This is a genomic window from Shinella sp. GW821-FHT10F02 (genome assembly GCF_058809275.1).
On record NZ_JBXASL010000009.1, the window covers coordinates 109,484 to 129,996 of the forward strand.

Annotated in this window: 19 protein-coding genes; 10 read left to right on the top strand and 9 right to left on the bottom strand. The window is 63.1% G+C overall.

The window, feature by feature from the left end; all coding sequences use genetic code 11:
- Positions 1 to 176: 176 nt before the first annotated feature.
- Positions 177 to 1,217 (bottom strand): D-xylose ABC transporter substrate-binding protein, encoded by a 1,041-nt coding sequence (gene xylF / locus AC1RWL_RS26135; protein WP_256117692.1) that lies wholly within the window; start codon positions 1,215 to 1,217, stop codon positions 177 to 179.
- Between the two features lie 243 nt (positions 1,218 to 1,460).
- On the opposite strand from xylF, the gene AC1RWL_RS26140 reads away from it, so the two are divergent.
- Complete coding sequence (locus AC1RWL_RS26140) at positions 1,461 to 2,681, top strand: ROK family protein (protein ID WP_493096524.1); 1,221 nt, start codon at positions 1,461 to 1,463, stop codon at positions 2,679 to 2,681.
- A gap of 142 nt (positions 2,682 to 2,823) precedes the next feature.
- Here AC1RWL_RS26140 and iolG read toward each other — a convergent pair whose 3' ends face one another.
- From iolG to AC1RWL_RS26170, 6 genes are all read right to left on the bottom strand, one after another.
- A complete protein-coding gene (iolG, locus tag AC1RWL_RS26145) occupies positions 2,824 to 3,816 on the bottom strand; it encodes an inositol 2-dehydrogenase (protein ID WP_493096523.1) in 993 nt (330 codons plus the stop codon).
- Positions 3,817 to 3,916: 100 nt separating this feature from the next.
- The gene (locus tag AC1RWL_RS26150; protein ID WP_256117685.1) at positions 3,917 to 4,936 is read right to left on the bottom strand and encodes an ABC transporter permease; all 1,020 of its coding nucleotides are present in this window, start codon (positions 4,934 to 4,936) and stop codon (positions 3,917 to 3,919) included.
- 37 nt (positions 4,937 to 4,973) lie between these two features.
- Positions 4,974 to 6,512 carry a sugar ABC transporter ATP-binding protein gene (locus tag AC1RWL_RS26155; RefSeq protein WP_435267847.1) on the bottom strand — a complete coding sequence of 513 codons (1,539 nt, stop codon included), beginning with the start codon at positions 6,510 to 6,512 and terminating at the stop codon, positions 4,974 to 4,976.
- 100 nt (positions 6,513 to 6,612) lie between these two features.
- Positions 6,613 to 7,542, bottom strand: a complete 930-nt coding sequence (locus tag AC1RWL_RS26160; RefSeq protein WP_256117679.1) for a sugar ABC transporter substrate-binding protein — start codon at positions 7,540 to 7,542, stop codon at positions 6,613 to 6,615.
- A gap of 252 nt (positions 7,543 to 7,794) precedes the next feature.
- Positions 7,795 to 8,607, bottom strand: coding sequence for a TIM barrel protein (locus AC1RWL_RS26165; RefSeq protein ID WP_493096522.1), 813 nt, complete (start codon positions 8,605 to 8,607; stop codon positions 7,795 to 7,797).
- Positions 8,608 to 8,766: 159 nt separating this feature from the next.
- A complete protein-coding gene (locus tag AC1RWL_RS26170; RefSeq protein WP_493096521.1) occupies positions 8,767 to 9,798 on the bottom strand; it encodes a LacI family DNA-binding transcriptional regulator in 1,032 nt (343 codons plus the stop codon).
- A 134-nt stretch (positions 9,799 to 9,932) separates the two neighbouring features.
- Here AC1RWL_RS26170 and AC1RWL_RS26175 point away from each other — a divergent pair, with 134 nt between their 5' ends.
- The 5 genes from AC1RWL_RS26175 (at position 9,933) to AC1RWL_RS26195 (ending at position 13,694) form a co-directional block, all read left to right on the top strand.
- On the top strand, positions 9,933 to 11,018 hold the full coding sequence (locus AC1RWL_RS26175) for a fatty acid desaturase family protein (protein ID WP_493096520.1): 1,086 nt from the start codon (positions 9,933 to 9,935) through the stop codon (positions 11,016 to 11,018).
- 26 nt (positions 11,019 to 11,044) lie between these two features.
- Positions 11,045 to 11,359: a MocE family 2Fe-2S type ferredoxin gene (locus AC1RWL_RS26180; protein WP_319324112.1), complete on the top strand. Its 315-nt coding sequence runs from the start codon at positions 11,045 to 11,047 to the stop codon at positions 11,357 to 11,359.
- 11 nt (positions 11,360 to 11,370) lie between these two features.
- The gene (locus AC1RWL_RS26185; protein WP_493096519.1) at positions 11,371 to 12,597 is read left to right on the top strand and encodes an NAD(P)/FAD-dependent oxidoreductase; all 1,227 of its coding nucleotides are present in this window, start codon (positions 11,371 to 11,373) and stop codon (positions 12,595 to 12,597) included.
- A 15-nt stretch (positions 12,598 to 12,612) separates the two neighbouring features.
- A complete protein-coding gene (locus tag AC1RWL_RS26190; RefSeq protein ID WP_493096518.1) occupies positions 12,613 to 13,407 on the top strand; it encodes a 3-methyl-2-oxobutanoate hydroxymethyltransferase in 795 nt (264 codons plus the stop codon).
- Positions 13,408 to 13,469: 62 nt separating this feature from the next.
- A complete protein-coding gene (locus tag AC1RWL_RS26195) occupies positions 13,470 to 13,694 on the top strand; it encodes a hypothetical protein (protein WP_256117672.1) in 225 nt (74 codons plus the stop codon).
- Here AC1RWL_RS26195 and AC1RWL_RS26200 read toward each other — a convergent pair.
- Together AC1RWL_RS26200 and AC1RWL_RS26205 are read right to left on the bottom strand one after the other, a co-directional pair.
- The gene (locus AC1RWL_RS26200; protein WP_493096517.1) at positions 13,691 to 14,176 is read right to left on the bottom strand and encodes a hypothetical protein; all 486 of its coding nucleotides are present in this window, start codon (positions 14,174 to 14,176) and stop codon (positions 13,691 to 13,693) included. The genes AC1RWL_RS26195 and AC1RWL_RS26200 overlap by 4 nt on opposite strands.
- A gap of 11 nt (positions 14,177 to 14,187) precedes the next feature.
- Positions 14,188 to 15,195, bottom strand: coding sequence for a LysR family transcriptional regulator (locus tag AC1RWL_RS26205; protein WP_435267838.1), 1,008 nt, complete (start codon positions 15,193 to 15,195; stop codon positions 14,188 to 14,190).
- A 255-nt stretch (positions 15,196 to 15,450) separates the two neighbouring features.
- On the opposite strand from AC1RWL_RS26205, the gene chvE reads away from it, so the two are divergent.
- The 4 genes from chvE to araD1 all read left to right on the top strand — a co-directional run bounded on the left by chvE (position 15,451) and on the right by araD1 (position 20,510).
- Positions 15,451 to 16,524, top strand: coding sequence for a multiple monosaccharide ABC transporter substrate-binding protein (gene chvE / locus AC1RWL_RS26210; protein ID WP_256117669.1), 1,074 nt, complete (start codon positions 15,451 to 15,453; stop codon positions 16,522 to 16,524).
- A 120-nt stretch (positions 16,525 to 16,644) separates the two neighbouring features.
- Positions 16,645 to 18,180 carry a multiple monosaccharide ABC transporter ATP-binding protein gene (gene mmsA, locus AC1RWL_RS26215; RefSeq protein ID WP_493096516.1) on the top strand — a complete coding sequence of 512 codons (1,536 nt, stop codon included), beginning with the start codon at positions 16,645 to 16,647 and terminating at the stop codon, positions 18,178 to 18,180.
- Positions 18,180 to 19,388, top strand: a complete 1,209-nt coding sequence (gene mmsB, locus AC1RWL_RS26220) for a multiple monosaccharide ABC transporter permease (protein WP_435267837.1) — start codon at positions 18,180 to 18,182, stop codon at positions 19,386 to 19,388. The genes mmsA and mmsB overlap by 1 nt, the downstream gene beginning before the upstream one ends.
- 126 nt (positions 19,389 to 19,514) lie before the next feature.
- Entirely contained in the window at positions 19,515 to 20,510 is a 996-nt protein-coding gene (gene araD1, locus AC1RWL_RS26225) for an AraD1 family protein (RefSeq protein ID WP_493096515.1), read from the top strand.
- Positions 20,511 to 20,513 lie beyond the last annotated feature (3 nt).

The following is a 20,513-nucleotide window of genomic DNA, read 5'->3' on the forward strand; positions in this document are numbered from 1 at the left end:
GCGTGGTCTGAAGTTCAAGCGGGATGTCACGGAAAACCGGTTCCCACTTTTCCGCATCCCGCTGCGAGGATGTTCGCCGCCTTCATCCTCCGCCCGCTGCCCATCTTGCGCAAGCGCCGCAACGTTTGACGTTGCGGCGCCTGGCGATGGTCAGATCAGTACCGGTTGGCGGTTACTCAGTTGCAGGCTGCGACCGAGCCGGCAGCAACGCCCTGGCAAGCCGTTTCCTTCGGGATCCAGCCTGCGTCGATGACGACGTTCAGGTTGTCCTTGGTGATCGGCAGCGGGGCGAGGAAGACCGACTTCATTTCGACGCCCTTCGGGCCGCCGTTGAAGGTGGTCACGCCTTCGATTTCGTCCATGGTCTTGCCGCTGGCGAGCGAGGCTGCGATTTCCGCAGCGCGCTTGCCGAGTTCACGGCTATCCTTCCAGACGGAAACGGTCTGGGTGCCGAGCGCCACGCGGTTCAGCGCGGCATGGTCGGCGTCCTGGCCGGAGACCGGGACGGAGCCGGCGAGGCCCTGTGCCGTAAGCGCAGCGATTGCGCCGCCGGCCGTGCCGTCGTTCGAGGCGACGACCGCGTCGACCTTGTTGTCGTTCGCCGTCAGGAACTGTTCCATGTTCTTCTGGGCGTTTTCCGGCTTCCAGCCGTCGGTATAGGCTTCGCCGACGGTCTTGATCTTGCCGGCGTCGATCGCTTCCTTCAGCACTTCCTGCTGGCCAGCGAAGAGGAAGTCGGCGTTCGGGTCGGACGAGGAGCCCTTGATGAAGACATAGTTGCCTTCCGGCTTCACCTTGAACACTTCGCGGGCCTGCATGCGGCCGACTTCCTTGTTGTCGAAGGTGATGTAGAAGGCGGCCGGGTTTTCGATCAGGCGGTCGTAGCCGACGACCGGGATGCCTTCAGCAGCGGCCTTTTCGATGGCCGGGCCGATGGCTTCCGAATCCTGGGCGAGAACGATGATGGCGTTGGCGCCCTGGGCGATCAGCGATTCGACGTCCGTTAGCTGCTTTGCGGCAGACGACTGGGCGTCAGCGGAAATGTACTTATCGCCGGAGGCTTCGAGTGCTGCCTTGATGGCGGCTTCGTCGGTTTTCCAGCGCTCTTCCTGGAAGTTCGACCAGGAAACGCCGACCACGAGGTCCTTGGCGTGCGCAACGGAATGCAGGGAAACGATGATGGCAGCCCCTGCCATCAGCTTCAGAACGAACTTCATATTATCCTCCCAAGTGAATACCGGCCGCTTGGACGAACCTCCCGCCCTTTCAACGACCGGCCACGATAATACTGTCTCGATGCCCCTCCCGACGGTGCCGGGACTTTTTTCTCGACAGTCGAGAAAATAAATGTCAGAAGTTTTTCGGGCTGTCAACAAGGCATTGAGACCTTGATCGGCAGCACGACAGATGCTTTGGGAGGGGCATGTGTTGCAGCCTTTGAAAACGAGTGGAAACCGGGGATGCTGACCAAGTCGAGCACGGAGCTTGTGCGTCAGCAGAACAGCGCGCTCGTGCTCGCCTCGCTGCGCCGGCATGGTCCGCTCGCCCACACCGACATTTCCCAGCATACCGGGCTCGCCTCGGCGACGGTTTCGGCAATTACCGCGGAGCTTGAAAAAGCCGACGTGCTGGAGCGCCGCGAGCAGCAGGCGTCGGCCTCGCGCGGCCGCCCCCGCGTCATCTTCGGCCAGCGGCGTGGCGCCGGTTATCTCGTCACGGTGCGCATCTCGTCCGATATCGTGCAATATTCGCTGGCCGACTATGCCGGCACGCTGATCGACCGGTTCGAGGAGGCGCGCAACCACGCCGACACTTCGACCCGCCCCTTTGCGGAGGCCTTTGTCGCGGCGCTGGAAAAGCTCGTGAGCCGCTCACGCATCGAGCGGGGGCAGGTGCTCGTCGTCTCCATCAGCAGCAAGGGCCTGGTCGATCCCGCCCTGGCGCGTCTCGTCTGGTCGCCGGTTTTTGGCGCGCAGCAGGTGGATTTTGCGGCGCTGCTGGAGCCGCATTGGCGGGCGAAAATCCTGCTCAGCAACGAAACGCTGCTCGTGGCACACGCGATGGCACTGCGCATGGAAAAAGCGGGCGTGAAAAACCTGCAGGCTGTCGCGGCCCTGTCGCTCGGCCACAGCATCGGGCTCGGCATTGCGCGGTTCGATCGCTCCGGCGAACTCTCCGTTACCGCGCCGAATTTCGGCCATATGCTGAATTCATCGGATGGCAAATTGTGCCGCTGCGGCTCGCAGGGCTGCATCGAGGCCTCGGCCGGTTTCTACGGTATCCTGCGCACCGCCTTCGAAGTGCCGCCGGACACGATCCCGGCAAAGTTCGTGCCGCTCACCGAGATGGACAAGATCGCGCTGCGCGCCCGCCAGGGCCACCGCATGTCCGAATACGCCTTCCGCCAGGCCGGTCTCGCGCTGGGGCAGGGGCTTTCACGCATGGTGAGCCTCTACGAAAACATGCCCATCGCCATCACCGGCCCCGGCACCCGCTATTTCGACCTCATCCAGCGCGGACTGGAGGAGGGGCTCGCGCAGTCGCAGCAGGTTCGCCTGCTCGGCGCGCCACCGATTTCGGTCGTGCCGGAGGAGGCAACCTTGGTGCTGGAGGGGCACTTCGCCCGCGCGCTGGCGGAGATGGACCACGATATTATCGCGGTCAGGGCGGATGGGGATTGAGGGCAGGTGGGGAAAGCCCGTTTCGGCTTTCCCGGTTTCCCAGGCGCCTCTCCTCCGTCATGCTCGGGTCGATTACGAGGGCCGCACAAAAAAGACCGGGCGACAGTATCGCCCGGCCAGTTGCCTTGGGAGGCGTTGTCCGTCAGGCGACGGAGATCTGGCGTTTTTCCTGTACGGATTTTACCGCGGCATCGGCCAGCACCAGCGCTGCGAGGCCGTCGGCGCCTGAAGGCGAGATGGTGGCGCCCTTTTCGATTGCCGCGATGAAGGCGGCGATTTCGTTGGCGTAGGCTTCCGTGTAGCGGGTCATGAAGAAGTCGTGCAGGGGCGGGCGGGTGTAGCCGTCGCCGTTGGCGATTTCGATCGAGACCGGGCGCTGGTTTTCGGCGGCGACCATGCCCGTCGAGCCGTGCACCTCGATGCGCTGGTCATAGCCGTAGGTGGCGCGGCGCGAGTTGGAGATGACGGCCTGCTTGCCGGATTTCGTCTGGAGGATGACGGAGACGCTGTCATAGTCGCCAGCCTTGCCGATTTCCGGATCGACCAGCACGGCCGCGGTTGCCGAGACCGAGACGACCTCTTCACCGAGCAGGAAGCGGGCCATGTCGAAGTCGTGGATCGTCATGTCGCGGAAGATGCCGCCGGAGCGCTTGATATAGTCGACCGGCGGAGCGCCGGGGTCGCGCGACGTGATGGTGACCATCTCGACGTCGCCGATCTTGCCCTCGTCGATCGCCTTGCGCACGGCCATGAAATGCGGATCGAAGCGGCGGTTGAAGCCGACCATCAGCTTGCCCTTGGTGTCTTCCACCACCTTCATGCAGGCGCGCACGCGATCGACATCGAGGTCGATCGGCTTTTCGCAAAAGATCGCCTTGCCGGCGCGCGAAAAGCGTTCGATCAGGTCGGCATGGGTATCGGTCGGCGTGCAGATCACGACAGCATCGATGTCCTTGGCCGCTTCGATCGCCTCGATAGTGCGCACGTCGCAGCCATATTGCTTGGCGATGGCATCGGCGGCAGCCGGGAAAGCATCGGCGACCGCGACGAGCACGGCGTCCGGATTGCCGGTCACGGCTTTGGCGTGCACCTTGCCGATGCGGCCGGCGCCGAGAAGACCAAATCTTACAGTCATGTTGTCCTCATGTGAGCGAGTAGCGAATAGGGAATAGCGAATAGGGAGCGGTTGTCGGCGAACTATTCGCTATTCGCCACGCCCTATTCGCTCTTTGAAACTACGTCTTGCGCTTCTTCTGGCGGTAGACGTCGACGACGACGGCGGCCACGATGATCACGCCCTTGACGATTTCCTGGTAGAAAGCATCGACGCGCAGGAAGGTAAAGCCCGATGTCATGACGCCGAGGATGACGGTGCCGATGACCGTGCCGGTGATGCGCCCGACGCCGCCGGCAAGCGAGGTGCCGCCGATGACGGTCGCAGCGATGGCGTCGAGTTCGTACATCACGCCCATGCCGGCCTGGGCGGTCTGGGCGCGGGCCGCGGTGACGACGCCTGCAAGACCGGCCAGCGCGCCGGCGATGGCATAGACCTTCACCAGATGCGATTCGACATTGATGCCGGAGACGCGGGCGGCCTGCACATTCGCGCCGATCGCATAGGTGAACTTGCCGTAGCGGGTGTAGCGCAGCGCGATGTGGAAGATCACGGCGACGACGAGGAAAATGACAACGGGCCAGATGCCGGTGCCGATGAAGCTGAACTGGTCGGTGAGGCCCGAGACCGGCTGGCCCTTCGTGTACCACTTGGAGATGCCGCGCGCCGAGACCATCATGCCGAGCGTGGCGATGAAGGGCGGTATTTTCGTCTTGGCGATGAGCTGGCCGTTGATGAAGCCGGCGAGCAGGCCGACGCCGATGCCGAGCGCGACGGGCACGATGACGGGCATGTCGGTCAGCGAGGGATAGAGCGCGCGCGGCCAGGTGGAGGACTGCGCGAGGCTCGCGGAGAACATGGCGGTCATGCCGACCACCGAGCCGGAGGACAGATCGATGCCGCCCGTGATGATGACCTGCGTGACGCCGACGGCGATGATGCCGATGACGGAGACCTGCAGGATGATGATCGTCAGGCGCTGCGTGTTCATCAGGAAGCTCTGGCCGACAAAAATCCAGCCGAGGATTTCGTAGACCAGCGCGATGCCGATGAGGACGAGAAAGATGCTGAGTTCCGGCGGGAGCCGGCGGGCAGATTTCTGCGCGGCGACCTGGGCTTGCGCTGCGGAATTCGTGCTCATGATTACCTCCCTTGTGGCCGCTTAGCGGCCCAAAAACTTACTGGGCAGCCAGTTCCATCACCGCGACCTGCGTGGCGTCCGCGCGGTCGAGGATGCCGGTGACGCGGCCCTCGTGCATGACCATCACACGGTCGCTCATGCCGAGCACTTCCGGCATTTCCGACGAGATCATGATGACGGCGACGCCGTCGCGGGCGAGCTCGGTGACGAAGCGGTGGATTTCCGCCTTGGCGCCGACATCGATGCCGCGGGTCGGCTCGTCGAGGATGAGGATGCGTGGATGGGTGAGCAGCCAGCGGCCGATCAGCACCTTCTGCTGGTTGCCGCCCGACAGGTTCTCGATGCGCTCCGACAGGTTCGGCGTCTTGACGCGCAGCTTCTTGCTCATCTCCTCGCAGACCTTGGTCAGCGCGCCCTCGGAAACGAAGCCGTTCTTCACGAACTTGTCCTGAAGCACGGCGATCTGCATGTTTTCCAGCACGTCGAGGATCAGCAGACAGCCGGTCTCCTTGCGGTCTTCCGTGAGGAAGGCCATGCGATTGCGGATCGCGGTGTTCGGGCTGTCGATGGTGACCTTTTTGCCGTTGATCTCGATCGTGCCGGACGTCGCCGGCGTCACGCCGAAGATCGTCTCGGCGACATTCGAGCGGCCGGAGCCGACGAGACCGGCAAGGCCCAGGATTTCGCCTGCGCGCACATCAAAGGACACGTCGTGGAAGACGCCCTTGAGCGAGAGGTTTTTGACCGACAGCACGACGTCGCCGATCGGCACCTCTTCCTTGGGGAACATCTGGGTGATCTCGCGGCCGACCATCATGCGGATGATGTCGTCGCGCGTCACGTCGGTGGAGGCGTGCGTGCCGATATATTTGCCGTCGCGGAACACCGAAAACTCGTCGGCGATCTCGAACAGCTCGTTCATCTTGTGGGTAATGTAGACGATGCCGATGCCCTGCGAACGAAGGTCGCGGATGATGGTGAAGAGATGCTCCACCTCGCGCTCGGTCAGCGCCGAGGTCGGCTCGTCCATGATCAGCACGTCGGATTCGTAGGAGACGGCCTTCGCGATCTCGACCATCTGGCGGTTCGCCACCGAGAGGTCGCGCACCTGCACTTCCGGGTCCATGACGATGTTGAGGCGCTTGAAGAGTTCTGCGGTCTTGCGGTGCATCTCGCCGTGGTCGACGAAGCCGAAGCGGTTCTTCGGCTCGCGGCGGATCCAGATGTTTTCCGCCACCGTCATGAAGGGCATCAGGTTCAGTTCCTGATGGATCATGGCGATGCCGTTTTCCAGCGCATCGAGCGGCGAGCCGAGCCGGATCTTCTGGCCCTTCAGCAGCACCTCGCCCTGGTCGGGCGTGTAGATGCCGGCGAGGATCTTCATCAGCGTGGATTTGCCCGCGCCGTTTTCGCCCATCAGGGCATGCACGGTGCCGCGCTTCAGCTTGAACTGGACGTCGTCGAGGGCGACGACGCCGGGGAATTCCTTGCGGACACCCTCCGCGGACAAGAGATATTCGGCATTCGGAATGGCGCCGCTGGCACGAACCGCGGCCATGGTGGTCGGACTGACCATCGTCCCCTCCCTTGCAACCTGAAACGGGTCGGACGCGCGCACGCCTGCGTGCGCGCGTCCATAACAGTCTAGCCGTTCTTGCTTGACCGGCGAGAGCCGATCAGTTCTTCGACTGGAAGTCGGCGATGTTGGCCGGGGTCACGAGCTGGAAGGGGATGTAGACCTTCGTCTCGACCTTTTCGCCCTTGGCGAGCTTCAGCGCGGCATCGACCGAGCCCTTGCCCTGGCCGGCGGCATCCTGGAACACCGTCACGTCGAGGTCGCCCGCAGCCATGGCGGCGAGCGCGTCCTGCGTGGCATCGACACCGGCGACGACGACGCTGTCCATCGAGCGGCCGGCGGCCTTCAGCGCCTGGATGGCGCCGATCGCCATTTCATCGTTGTTGGAGATGACGGCGTCGAATTCTAGGCCGGCGGAGAGCCAGTTGGTCATGAGGTCGGAGCCCTGGGTACGCGACCAATTGGCGGTCTGCTCCTCGACGATTTCGAGGCCCTTGCACTCGTCGGTCGCAATCACGTCCTTGACGTCCTGCGTGCGCATGCGGGCGGCCTGGTTGGAAAGCTCGCCCATCATGACGACGACCTTGCCCTTGCCGTTGAGGAGCCGGCAGACTTCCTTGGTTTCCAGCGTGCCGGACTCCATTTCATTGGACGCGACGAAGGCCTGCTTTTCCGGCAGTTCGTTGACGTTGACCGGCTCGCGGTTGACGTAGACGAGCGCAATGCCGGCATCCGCGGCAGCCTTCGACATGGCGGCGGTGGCGTCGGTATCGACCGGGTTCACGATGATGGCGCTGACGCCGGAAGCGATGAAGTTCTGGATCTGGCTCTGCTGCTTGGCGACGTCGTTCTGTGCATCCTCGATCTGCAGTTCGACGCCGTCGAGCGTCTTGGCATAATCGGACATGCCGTTGCGCAGGACGGTCAGGAAGTTGTCGTCGAACTGCGCCATCGTCACGCCGATCGTCTCGGCATGGGCGGCGGTGGACATCATGACGGCGAGTGCCGAGCCAAGAATGAATTTTTTCATGTCGTTCTCCTCCTCAACGTGGTGTCCGGTCGCACCACAGACTGATCCGGATGGCGCGCCCTTGCGGGTGGCCGACCCTTGCTCCTCCCGGGAGGCAAGGGTCAAAACAGAATAAACAAACCGCGAATTCCGTCTTACGGAATGTTTATTCCATTTTCTGCGGAGAACGTCAAGCCTGTTCCATTTTTTCCGATGCGCGATTCATTCCGCTTGGGGAAAAGTGCCGGCAGACTGCCCGCCGGCACCCGGTTTTCAGATGTTTTCACGCAGGAAGGCAACGCTTTCGGCGACCGCTGCCTGCGGGTCTCCAACGTCGTGCACGGCCGGTGAGAAGGGCTCGAAAGAGAGTGGACCGGTATAGCCGGCGGCAAGCAAGGCATTGATCTGGCTGATATTTCCAAGCCGATCCGCCGGGCCGACGAGAACGCGGTGGCCGTCGCGCATGTCGGAAACAGAGACGGCGGGGTCCTCGACGCCGGAAATATGCACGAGGCCGGTGAGGTTGGCGAAGAGGTCGGGCTCGCCCGCCAGGTGATGATGGAACGTGTCGTGCACCAGACGGAATGCTTGTTCCCCGCCGACGGCCCTGATCGCTTCCACGGCCTCGCGCTTGGAGCGCAGCGAGCAGATTTCGAAGCCGAGCGGCTCGACGAGGCCGATGATGCCGGTGGCATCCAGCAGGGGTTTCAGCGCGTTCAGCGCTTCCCGCAGGTTCGCCTGCCTCTCGCCGTCGGCCTGGCCGGTGCCGTCGTTCTTCGGCACGAGCACGAGCGCGCGGGCGCCGCAGGCGCTCGCATAGTCGATGAGCTCCTTGGCTTCTGTGGCGCGGGCCGGTGTCCATTCGTTGAAGCGCTGGAGGGCGTTGATCGAGATGATGGTGACGCCGTGGCGCTCGGCAAGCGCCTTCACCTCGGCCGGCGTCGTGCCGTCGAGGATGGCGTTGCCGTCAAGGTCGTTGCGGATTTCGACGGCTTTCATGCCGAGCGAGACGGCAAGGGCGAAGAAGGCGTCGAGCGTCAGCGCGGGCGCCGTCATGTGGTTGAGGGCGAAAGTCAGGGCGGGCATGGAATGGGTCCTCCGGTCTTCGAGGCGGCAACAGGGCGGCCTCGCATGCACGCATGAGGATCGGGAAGGGTTTTGCGGGCGTCAAAGCCGAAGGTCGCGGATGCGCCCTCATTGCTGAAAGATTAGCGGCGGGTGTGAGGGGAAACCATCATTTCCGCTTCAGATATTTTCCGGCGTGAAGATGTCGAACGGCAGGAAGGTCTGGCCAGGCACGGCGTTTCCGCCCTTCTCGATGGCGGTGATCATCAGCGTGACGAGTTCGCGACAAAGTGCTGCGAGCGGCGTGTGGATGGCCATGGTGACCACGTCGTCGGCAAGCCCCGCCTTCGATTCCGGAGTCAACTCGTTGACGATCAACTGCACCTTTCCCGCATAACCCTCTTCCCGCACAGCGGAAATCGCCCCCTCCATGCCGCCGCCGGCGACATAGAGGCCGACCAGATCGGGATGCTGCGCCAGCAGGTTGGCGGTCGCCTCGTGGGTGATTTCGCTGGTGTCGAGATTGACCAGCGTGTCGAGCACTTCGAAGCCCTGGCCCTTTTCACGGAAGAAGGAGCGGAAGCCGATCTCGCGCAGTTCATGGCCGTGGAAGCGATGGCTGCCGACGAAGATCGCCACCTTGCCGGGGCGTTTGGCGCCCTTGGCGATCATCCATGCCGCCGTGCGCCCGACCTTCATATTGTTGAGGCCGATATAGCCCTGGCGCACGTCCATGGCGAAGTCGGAGAGCAGGCAGAACAGCGGAATGCCGCGACTTTTCAGATCTTCCACCATGGTCGTCGTCGCCGGATAATCCGGTGCCACGACGGCGAGCGCCTGGTTGCGGGTCGAGAGCTGGCGCAGCATTTCGGCCATCGCGGCCGGCGTCTGTGTGGGGATGAAATCGATCTGGGGCACGATGCGCGCGGTGGTGCAGGCATTGCAGGCGATTTCGATCTCGCGGGCAAAGTTCTGATAAAAAGCCTGGTTGGGACGCTGGAAGCTGAAGCCCAGTCGATATTGCGGCAGGTCCTCGAAGACGCGTTGCCGGATGAGGCCGAGCGCGTGATAGCCGATCGCATTGGCGGCATCATAGACCCGGCGCGCCGTTTCCTCGCGCACCTTGTGGCGACCGTTCAGCACGCGGTCGACGGTCGCGACGCTGACGCCGGCCGCGTTGGCGAGATCCGTGATGGTGGGCCGCGATGCCATGTTCCCCTCCCTGAAATCTTTCCATCAAAATTAAATGATGGCGAATGATAGGATTTGACGCATTCTATCATGGCAGGATTGAGAGACGCAAGCATCGGTATTATCGTTTGCCCATCAGATGGAGGAGACGGGCGATGAAGCCGACGAAGCGGGACTACAGCCTTCTTGGCCGCGATGCCGAGGCCGCCGTGGCAAATGGCCTTGCCGCGGCCGAGTGGTATCACACCGACATCCCGCGCAAGGAGATGAAGGCGCTGATGCAGCGCAGCGATGGACCGGCGATCCGCGACACCGCGATCTGGCTCGGCACGATGCTCGTCACCGGCGCTCTCGGCATCTGGTTCTGGGGAAGCTGGTGGGCGCTGCCGTTCTTCCTGGTCTATGGCGTGCTCTACGGCTCGGCATCGGATTCCCGCTGGCACGAATGCGGCCACGGCACGGCCTTCAAGACGATGTGGATGAACGACGCCGTCTACCAGATCGCCTGTTTCATGATCATGCGCAATCCGGTGACCTGGCGCTGGAGCCATACCCGCCACCATACGGATACGGTCATCGTCGGCCGCGATCCCGAAATCGCCGTCATGCGCCCGCCGGATCTTGTCCGCCTCGTGCTCAATTTCTTCGGCCTGCTCGATGCCTGGCATGCTGTCGTCGATATGGTGCGCAATGCTTCCGGCGTGATGAGTGCGGCGGAAAAAACCTTCATCCCCGAATCGGAGCAGCCGAAGGCGATCCGCATCGCGCGCATCTGGCTGGCGATCTATCTCGCGACCATCGCCCTTTGTTTCGCCACCGGCTCTATCCTGCCGGCCATGCTGATCGGCCTGCCGCGGCTCTACGGCGCCTGGCATCATGTGCTGACCGGCCTGCTCCAGCACGGTGGCCTTGCCGACAATGTCACCGACCACCGGCTGAACAGCCGCACGGTCTATATGAACCCCTTCAGCCGCTTCATCTACTGGAACATGAATTACCATGTGGAGCACCACATGTTCCCGATGGTGCCCTATCACGCGCTGCCGCGGCTGCACGCCATGATCAAGCACGATCTGCCGGCGCCGAACCCGTCCATGTGGCACGGCTATCGCGAAATGCTGCCGGCCTTCCTGCGGCAACTGCGCAACGAGGACTACTTTTTGAAGCGTGCCCTGCCCACGACTGCACGGCCCTACAAGGAAGAATTCCACGCAGAACCGGCCGTCGCGGCCGCCGAGTAAAACCCCAGTCTTTGGAGGAGACGACCATGAGCGACACCTGGATCGAGGTCTGCGCAGCGGACGAAATCGACGAGGAGGATGTCATCCGCTTCGACCATGCGGGCCGCACCTTCGCGGTTTATCGCAGCCCGGAAGACACCTATCACGCCACCGACGGGCTCTGCACCCACGAGAAAATCCATCTCGCCGATGGCCTCGTGATGGACCACGTCATCGAATGTCCCAAGCACAACGGCCGCTTCAACTACAAGACCGGCGAGGCCAAGGGCGCGCCCGTCTGCGTCGACCTGAAAACCTATCCGGTCAAGGTCGAAGGCGGCACCGTCTTCATCGGTCTTTGAGGAAACAGTCCATGGCAGATTTCGTCATCGTCGGCGCCGGCGAATGCGGCGCCCGCGCAGCCTTCGCGCTGCGCGACAAGGGTTTCGACGGTACGATCACGCTGATCGGCAGCGAGATGCATCTGCCCTATGAGCGCCCGCCGCTCTCCAAGGAGGCGCTGGTGGCCGGTGCAGGCCCGAAGCTTGTGGCGGATGCGGAGTGTTATGCCGAAGCGCGCATCGACGTGCTCACCGGCCGGACGGTGTCCGAGATCGACCGCGCCGGAAAACGCATCGTGCTCGGCGACGGCGCCGCGCTTGCCTACGACAAGCTGCTGCTCGCGACCGGTGCCCGGCCACGCGCCCTGCCGGGTGCGCCCTATGCCGGCGGGCGCATCGTCGCGCTGCGCAGCCACGACGATGCCGCGGCCATTCGTGCGCATCTGGTCGATGGCAGCCATATCGCCATCCTCGGCGGCGGGTTTATCGGCCTGGAACTGGCGGCCAGCGCCCGCAAGCTTGGGGCGATGGTGACGCTGGTCGAGGGGCTGCCCCGCGTGCTGACGCGCGGCGTGCCGGCCGAAATCGCCGCGATCGTGGCGGAGCGCCATGCGGCGGAGGGTGTCGAGATCCTTTGCGGTGCAAAGGTTGCGGGTGTCGAGGACTTGCCGGGCGAGGTGCGCATCGCGCTAGAGGATGGCCGCGCCGTCTCGGCAAATCTTCTGGTCGTCGGCATCGGCGCGATGCCGAACACCGAACTGGCGGAAGCGGCGGGTCTTGCGACCGAGAACGGCATCGCCGTTGATGGAATGCTGCGCACCTCTGATCCGGATATCTTCGCGGCCGGCGACTGCACGTCCTATCCGCTGCCCCTCTACGGCGATCGCCGCATCCGCCTCGAATCCTGGCGCAATGCGCAGGAGCAGGGCCAGCTTGCCGCGGCCAATATGCTCGGCGCCGCGGAAGTGCATTCGGCCGTGCCGTGGTTCTGGTCGGATCATTATGACATGACGCTGCAGATCGCAGGCCTTGCGGATGGTGCGGTCACGACAGTCCGGCGCGACATGGGCGAGGGGGCTTTTATCCTCTTCCACCTCGATGGTGAGGGCCGGCTGATTGCCGCAAGCGGCATCGGGCCGGGCAATGCGGTGGCGCGCGATATCCGTCTTGCGGAAATGCTCATCGCCGCACGCGCCCATCCCGATCCGACCGAACTGGCCGCGCCGGAAACCAAACTTAAGAAACTGCTTGCCGCCTGAACCCAGGAGATCACCGTGAAGAACAAGAGACCGACCGTCGCCGACCTTCAGGCGATGAAGGGCAAGCGCCAGCTCACCATGTTGCGCGTCGTGACGCTGGAGGAAGCTGCCGCCGCCGAGCAGGCGGGTATCGACCTCGTCTCCGTGCCGCCCGCGCTGCTCGGCCCCGCCTTTCGCGAGGCGGCGCCCACGGTCTTCGCCTTTCCCGGCCTCGAATATGGCGACTTCGTCACCGCGGACGACTATCTGCGTGGCGCCTTCCAGGTGATGAAGGCGGGCGGCGATGCGGTCTATTGCGCGGCCGGCCTTTCCACCGTCCGGCGCCTGCGCGAAGAGGGTATTCCGGTCTGCGGCCATGTCGGGCTCATCCCTTCGAAGGCGACGTGGACGGGCGGCTTCAAGGCGGTCGGCAAGACGGCGGCGAGTGCGCTCGAAATCTGGCGGCAGGTGAAGGCGCTGGAAGAGGCCGGCGCCTTCGCCGCCGAAATCGAGGTCGTGCCGGGCGAGGTTGCGGCTGCGATCAGCGCGAAGACGTCGCTCCTCATGCTCTCGATGGGCGCCGGTACGGGCTGCGATGCGCAATATCTCTTTGCCGACGACGTGCTCGGTCAGAACCGCGGCCATTATCCGCGCCATGCCAAGGTCTATCGCAATTTCGCCGTCGAATATGACCGGCTCCAGCAGGAGCGCATCGCCGCCTTCCGCGAATATGTGGATGATGTGCGCTCCGGCACCTATCCGGAGAAGAGCCATCTCGTCGGCATCGAGCCCTCGGAGCTTGCGGCCTTCCTCGATCGTCTCGATGCCTGAAAAGCCGGTTTCCCCGCGCGGAAAAACCGCCTATAGACGGGCGAAGGCGTGAGGAGACGTTCATGAAAATCATCGATACCGACCATCCGTTCTACCGTCCGCTCTGGCGGCGGCTGCTTCTGGTCGGGGTCTGTGCCGCATGGACGGGCGTGGAATATTATAACGGCGAGCAGACCTGGGGCACGATCTTCCTCGTCGTTACCGCCTATGCCTTCGCCAACCTCATCCTGTTCTTCAAGCCCTCCGATCCGGCCGCAAAGCCGCCGGAAGAGCAGCCCAAGAGCTAGCGCGACAACCCCAGGCTCTTCTCGACATTGATCCGCCGGATCGTCTCGTCGATCAGCATATTGGCGATTTTCATGCGCAGGGTCGCGTTGTCGCGCAGGTCCGGCGGTACGCCGTCCGGGTGGTTTTCGCGCGCGAAGCTGCGGCGGCGGGCGAGCAAGTCGTCCACGCTTTCCTTGCCGTGCAAGGCGAGGTCTTCCGCCACCTCTTCCGGCGCGATGCGCAGGAGATGCGGCGGCGGCTCTGGCGGTGACGGCTCCGGCTCCGGTGGCACGGGGGCAGGCTCTTCATAGAGATCGAGATAGGCGGCAGCGGCCTGCGAGCCGGAGACGAAGGTTCCGCCCATTCCCAATCCCGTAAAGCCGGAAGTGAGGCCGCGGATCTCGCCCGGGCCTTCTTCTTCTTGCGCGTCATCCTCGGCCGCCTGGCGTGCCTCGGCCTTCAGCCTTTCCAGCACGGATTCGAAAACGGTCAGGCCGAACATCAAAAGTCTCCTCAGTCCGGCGAAAGCATCCGGCTGCGTTGCAGGATCAGATCATAGAGCAGTTTGGCGCTCGGCGGCAGCGCCCTGCCTTTGACGGAAATGAGGCTGTACGGCTTGATGTCAATCTCGAAATCGGTGTTGAGGATGCGCACATCGCCCGCCTGCGCGCCGACATCGGCGATGAAGACCGCCATGTCGCGGGCGACGGGGGCAATCGCATTCGAGCCGCAGACGATGGCCGTGGTGAGCAGGATCGACGAGGTGTTGACCACGGTGGAGGGAAGGGCGACACCCGCCGCGATGAACAGTTCCTCGATGCGCCGGCGCAAAAGCGTGCCGGCCGGCTGGAACACCCAGTCGTAATGCGGCAGGTCGGCAAGGCCGACGACGGGCTTTTCCAAAAGCGGGTGCCCCTTGCGCACGATGAGACAGGCCTTTTCGATGCCGATCTCTGTGACGTTGAAGAGGCGCGGGTTGAGATCGTCCGGCACGCGGGCGATGATGAAATCCTGCCGCGCCGCCAGCAACTCCCGGGCGAGCACGTTGCTCGTCTCGACGCGCACATTCACCTCGATGCCGGGATAGGCCGCACTCACCTGCTGGATCGCCGGCACGGCGAGGCTGATTGCCGGCGCTGTCACCGAGCCGAGGAACACCGAGCCGCCGGTGCCGGATTTCAGCGCTGAAAGCTCGCGGTCCACCTCGCGCAGTTCGAGCAGGATGGTGCGCGCGCGCCGCGCGAAGGCGCGGCCGAAGGCCGTCAGCGCCACGCCGCGCGAGACGCGCTCGCACAACTGGGCCTTGAGGATCGTCTCCATTTCCGTCAGCATGCGCGAGGCCGCGGGCTGCGAGATGTTCAGCGCATCGGCTGCGGCGCTCACCTGCTTGTGTTCCTCGATCGCGACGATCATGCGCAGGTGGCTGAGCTTCAGGCCGCTGCGCAGCAGGCCGACGCCCTGCAGGTTGTCGGCGCTGTCATCGGAAAAGAGGCGTTCGTCGATATCGTCCTCCAAACGCATGGTTACTCCAATCCATAAAATAGTATATTTGCCCCATAATATATCAGTTCTGATATCGATTTAGAAGCTTATTGCATTTGACAGTTATGGCAATTCGTACGACCTTGCGCCAATGTGCGCTGGGGTCCTTGGGAGTGGGGACCGGCGGGTCTCGCGCCCGGCCAGTCTGGACCGTCGTCTGAATGCGACCCCGTCGCGCACAGAACAATGCCTGGCCGCAATATCGGCCAGTGCGCACAAGGGAGAGACCTTTCAATGAAAATGATCACTTCGCTTCTCGCCGCCGCCGCCATCAGCGTCGCGTCGTTCGTGGCGCCGTCCTTCGCCCAGGACAAGGGCATGGTCGGCATTTCCATGCCCACCAAGACCTCGACCCGCTGGATTTCCGACGGCGAGACGATGGAAAAGCTCTTCAAGGAAGCCGGCTACACGCCGGACCTGCAGTTTGCTGACGACGACATCCCGAACCAGCTCGCCCAGATCGAAAACATGGTCACCAAGGGTGCCAAGGTTCTCGTCATCGGCGCCATCGACGGCACGACGCTCTCCGACATTCTCCAGAAGTCGGCCGATGCCGGCGTGAAGGTCATCGCCTATGACCGCCTGATTCGCGATTCGGGCAATGTCGACTACTACGCCACCTTCGACAACTTCCAGGTCGGCGTTCTCCAGGCCACCAGCCTCGTCGACGGCCTCAAGGCGAAGTTCCCAGACACCAAGCCGTGGAACGTCGAGCTCTTCGGCGGTTCGCCGGACGACAACAACGCCTTCTTCTTCTATGACGGCGCAATGTCGGTCATCCAGCCGCTGATCGACAGCGGCGACATCGTCATCAAGTCCGGCCAGACCGGCATGGAAACCGTCGGCACGCTGCGTTGGGACGGTGCCGTGGCCCAGGCCCGCATGGAAAACCTGCTGTCCTCGACCTACACCGATGGCCGCGTCGATGGCGTTCTGTCGCCCTATGACGGTCTCTCGATCGGCATCCTGTCGGCCCTGAAGGGCGTCGGCTACGGCTCGGGCGACCAGCCGATGGCGATCGTCACCGGCCAAGACGCCGAACTTCCGTCGGTCAAGTCGATCCTCGCCGACGAACAGTATTCGACGGTCTTCAAGGACACGCGCGAACTGGCCAAGGTCACCGTCAGCATGGTCAACGCGATCCTCGAAGGCAAGGAGCCGGAAGTGAACGACACCAAGACCTATGACAATGGCGTCAAGGTCGTTCCGTCCTACCTGCTGAAGCCGGTTGCCGTCGACAAGTCCAATGCCGAGAAGATCCTCGTCACGGACTCGGCCTACTACACGGCCGACCAGCTGAAGAACTGATCGTTCTCCATTCTCCGGGGTTCGCGCCAGCGTGCGCGAACCCTCTTTTCTCCGGATCGCAGAGCGAATAGGCTCGGTTTACCGCCGCATGGTGGAGGACCGGCTGCTGGAAACTGATACATGAGCAAGACCCTTCTCGAAATGCGTGGCATCACGAAGACGTTTCCGGGCGTAAAGGCGCTCGACAACGTCAACCTGAAAGTCCGCGAAGGCGAGATTCACGCCCTTGTCGGCGAAAACGGCGCCGGCAAATCCACCCTCATGAAAGTGTTGAGCGGCGTCTATCCCGCCGGCTCCTATGAGGGCGAAATCCATTTCGACGGCGAAGTCCGCCGTTTCTCCACGATCTCCGACAGCGAGCATCTGGGCATCATCATCATCCACCAGGAGCTGGCGCTGGTGCCGCTTCTGTCGATCGCCGAAAACATCTTCCTTGGCAACGAGGTGGCGACCAACGGCATCATCGACTGGAAGCTCGCTTTCCGCCGCACGCAGGAACTGTTGAACAAGGTCGGCCTCAGGGAGCCGCCGGGCACGCTGATCACCGATATCGGCGTCGGCAAGCAGCAACTCGTCGAGATCGCCAAGGCGCTCTCCAAGAAGGTGCGCCTGCTCATCCTCGACGAGCCGACCGCCTCGCTCAACGAGAAGGATTCCGATGCGCTGCTGAAGCTGCTCGTGGAATTCCGCGCGCAGGGCATGACGTCGATTATTATCTCGCACAAGCTGAACGAGATCAAAAAGGTCGCCGACCAGATCACCATCCTGCGCGATGGCGGCACCGTGGAAACCCTCGACTGTCATCACGAGGATATTTCCGAAGACCGCATCATCAAGGGCATGGTCGGCCGCGAGATGGAAGACCGCTATCCGGTCCGCGAGCCGAAGATCGGCGAGACGCTGCTGGAAGTGAAGAACTGGAACGTCTTCCACCAGCACCACCGCGACCGCCAGTTCCTGCACAATATCAGCTTCAACGTGCGCGCCGGCGAAGTGGTCGGCATTGCCGGGCTGATGGGGGCCGGGCGCACCGAGACGGCGATGAGCATCTTCGGCAAGTCCTGGGGCCACAAGATCACGGGCGAGGTCGCGATGCGCGGCAAGCCGGTCGATGTCAGCACGATCCCCAAGGCGATTGATGCGGGCCTTGCCTATGTGACGGAAGACCGCAAGCATCTCGGACTCGTGCTGATCGACAACATCATGCACAACACGACGCTCGCCAACCTCAAGGGTGTCTCCAAGGCGGCGGTGATCGACAATCACCAGGAGACGAAGGTCGCCTCCGGCTACCGCTCGCGGCTGCGCATCCGGTCCCACTCGATCTATCAGGAAGCGGTCAATCTTTCGGGCGGCAACCAGCAGAAGGTGGTGCTGTCGAAGTGGCTGTTCACCGATCCGCAGGTGCTGATCCTCGATGAGCCGACGCGCGGCATCGATGTCGGCGCAAAGTTCGAAATCTATACAATCATCAATCAGCTTGCCGCCGAGGGCAAGGGCATCCTCATGATCTCGTCGGAGATGCCGGAACTGCTCGGGACCTGCGATCGCATCTATGTCATGAACGAAGGACGCATCGTGGCCGAGCTCTCCAAGGCGGAAGCAAGCCAGGAATCCATCATGCGCGCCATCATGCGCTCCGGGGAGAAACACTGATGTCCACCGACACCGCGACAAAGACGACCCAGCCTTCGGTGGGGGAATACCTCAAGAAGAACATCCGCGAATATGGCCTCCTGGTCGCGCTCGTCGTGATCATGATCTTCTTCCAGGTCATCACCAACGGCGTGCTCTTCCGCCCGGTCAACATCACCAACCTGGTGCTGCAGAACTCGTTCATCGTCATCATGGCGCTTGGCATGCTGCTGATCATCGTGGCGGGGCATATCGACCTCTCGGTCGGCTCCATCGTCGCCTTCATCGGGGCGATATCGGCGATCATGCTGGTGAAATGGGGCGTGCCGGCGATCATCGTCGTGCCGGCCTGCATTCTCGTCGGCGCTCTCATGGGCGCGGCACAGGGCTATTGGGTCGCCTACCAGAAGATCCCGTCCTTCATCGTCACGCTCGCCGGCATGCTGGTCTTCCGCGGCATGACCTATGTCGTGCTTGGCGGCCGCCCGGTCGGTCCGTTCCCAAAGGATTTCCAGATCCTCTCCACCGGTTTCGTGCCGGACTTCCTGTCGATCACCGATCCGGCAACCAGCCTCATCAAGAACTATTTCGCGCTCGTCGTGGTCATCCTGCTGGTCGGTTACGCCATCTATGCCGGCCTTCGCGAGCGCAGCCAGAACGCGCTGCATGAGACCGAGAACGAGCCCTTCGCCTTCTTCGCCGGGCAGATGGTGATCATCAGCGCGGTGGCGATCTTCCTCGGCTTCCAGCTGTCCACCTATCGCGGCCTGCCGAACGTTCTGGTCATCATGGGCCTCTTGATCGTGCTCTACACGTTCGTCACGACGCGCACGACGATCGGCCGGCGCATCTATGCGATGGGCGGCAACGAGAAGGCGGCGAAGCTTTCGGGCATCAATACCGAGCGGCTGACCTTCTACACCTTCGTCAACATGGGTGCACTTGCGGCACTCGCCGGCATGATCATCGCCGCCCGCCTCAACTCCGCGACGCCCAAAGCCGGCGTCGGCTTCGAGCTCGACGTCATCGCGGCCTGCTTCATCGGCGGCGCTTCGGCTTCCGGCGGCGTGGGAAAAATCACCGGCGCGGTCATCGGCGCCTTCATCATGGGCGTCATGAACAACGGCATGTCGATCATGGGCATCGGCATCGATTACCAGCAGCTCATCAAGGGCCTGGTGCTGCTCGCGGCCGTGTTCTTCGACGTCTACAACAAGAACAAGGGCTGACCGGAACCGGCCAACCCTCCGAATTGCATGTGTATCTGACGAGCCGCCGAGGCGGCCACTGTGGTGGCGTCTGTCCACCGCAGGTGCGGAGCCTTGGCCAGAGCCGGCTCCAGGAAGGAAATGGAAATGCTGATTTCGCAGGTCGGAAATGCCGACGGTTCGATCACGGTCGTCGTGCGGGAAGAGGGCGGCCATGGCCGCGCGGTTAAGGGTGCGGCAAGCGTCTATGCGCTCGCCATGGAAGCAGGCAATAGCGGCCGGTCGCTGAAGGCTGTCATCGATGCCAAAGGCCTTGGCGATGAGGTCGATCTGGAAGAGGCCTATGCCGATGGGCGGCTGCTTTCGCCGATCACCCATCCGGATGCCGCACACCTGCACCTGACCGGCACGGGCCTCACCCATCTCGGCTCCGCCGCGACGCGCGATTCCATGCACAAGAAGACGACGGAAGCCGCCGAAGAGACGCTGACGGATTCCATGAAGATGTTCCGCATGGGCCTCGAAAACGGCAAGCCGAAAGCCGGCGAGAAGGGCGTGCAGCCGGAATGGTTCTACAAGGGCAACGGCTCGCAGGCCGTCGCACCCGGTGCTGCGCTCACATCGCCCTCCTTCGCGCTCGATGGCGGCGAGGAGCCGGAAATGGCCGGCATTTACATCATCGCGGCCGATGGCTCGCCCTTCCGCATTGGCTTTGCCGTCTCGAACGAATTCTCCGACCATGTGACGGAGCGCATCAACTATCTCTATCTCGCCCATTCCAAGCTGCGGCAGGCGAGTTTCGGCCCGGAAATCCGCGTCGGCGCAGCGCCCGAGGATATCCGCGGCTTCTCGCGCATCCTGCGCGGCGGAAAGGTCTTGTGGGAAAAGCCCTTCGTCTCCGGCGAGGCGAACATGTCCCACACTTTCGCCAACCTCGAATACCACCACTTCAAATACGGCCTGTTCCGCGCGCCGGGCGACGTGCATGTCCACATGTTCGGCACGGCGACGCTGTCCTTCGGCGACGGCATCCGCACGGAAGAGGGCGACGTGTTCGAGATCGGCGCCGACGGTTTTGGCCTGCCGCTGCGCAATCCGCTGGCGATCGCGAGGGAAGACGAGATCGAAATCCGCCAATTGTAATCG

Coding starts and splice junctions, on each gene's coding strand:
- iolG (WP_493096523.1), bottom strand. CDS start 3,816: ATGACTGTAAGATTTGGTCTTCTCGGCGCCGGCCGCATCGGCAAGGTG.
- xylF (WP_256117692.1), bottom strand. CDS start 1,217: ATGAAGTTCGTTCTGAAGCTGATGGCAGGGGCTGCCATCATCGTTTCC.
- AC1RWL_RS26140 (WP_493096524.1), top strand. CDS start 1,461: ATGCTGACCAAGTCGAGCACGGAGCTTGTGCGTCAGCAGAACAGCGCG.
- araD1 (WP_493096515.1), top strand. CDS start 19,515: ATGCTGATTTCGCAGGTCGGAAATGCCGACGGTTCGATCACGGTCGTC.
- AC1RWL_RS26205 (WP_435267838.1), bottom strand. CDS start 15,195: ATGCGTTTGGAGGACGATATCGACGAACGCCTCTTTTCCGATGACAGC.
- AC1RWL_RS26180 (WP_319324112.1), top strand. CDS start 11,045: ATGAGCGACACCTGGATCGAGGTCTGCGCAGCGGACGAAATCGACGAG.
- mmsB (WP_435267837.1), top strand. CDS start 18,180: ATGTCCACCGACACCGCGACAAAGACGACCCAGCCTTCGGTGGGGGAA.
- mmsA (WP_493096516.1), top strand. CDS start 16,645: ATGAGCAAGACCCTTCTCGAAATGCGTGGCATCACGAAGACGTTTCCG.
- AC1RWL_RS26160 (WP_256117679.1), bottom strand. CDS start 7,542: ATGAAAAAATTCATTCTTGGCTCGGCACTCGCCGTCATGATGTCCACC.
- AC1RWL_RS26195 (WP_256117672.1), top strand. CDS start 13,470: ATGAAAATCATCGATACCGACCATCCGTTCTACCGTCCGCTCTGGCGG.
- AC1RWL_RS26150 (WP_256117685.1), bottom strand. CDS start 4,936: ATGAGCACGAATTCCGCAGCGCAAGCCCAGGTCGCCGCGCAGAAATCT.
- AC1RWL_RS26200 (WP_493096517.1), bottom strand. CDS start 14,176: ATGTTCGGCCTGACCGTTTTCGAATCCGTGCTGGAAAGGCTGAAGGCC.
- AC1RWL_RS26175 (WP_493096520.1), top strand. CDS start 9,933: ATGAAGCCGACGAAGCGGGACTACAGCCTTCTTGGCCGCGATGCCGAG.
- AC1RWL_RS26170 (WP_493096521.1), bottom strand. CDS start 9,798: ATGGCATCGCGGCCCACCATCACGGATCTCGCCAACGCGGCCGGCGTC.
- AC1RWL_RS26165 (WP_493096522.1), bottom strand. CDS start 8,607: ATGCCCGCCCTGACTTTCGCCCTCAACCACATGACGGCGCCCGCGCTG.
- chvE (WP_256117669.1), top strand. CDS start 15,451: ATGAAAATGATCACTTCGCTTCTCGCCGCCGCCGCCATCAGCGTCGCG.
- AC1RWL_RS26155 (WP_435267847.1), bottom strand. CDS start 6,512: ATGGTCAGTCCGACCACCATGGCCGCGGTTCGTGCCAGCGGCGCCATT.
- AC1RWL_RS26185 (WP_493096519.1), top strand. CDS start 11,371: ATGGCAGATTTCGTCATCGTCGGCGCCGGCGAATGCGGCGCCCGCGCA.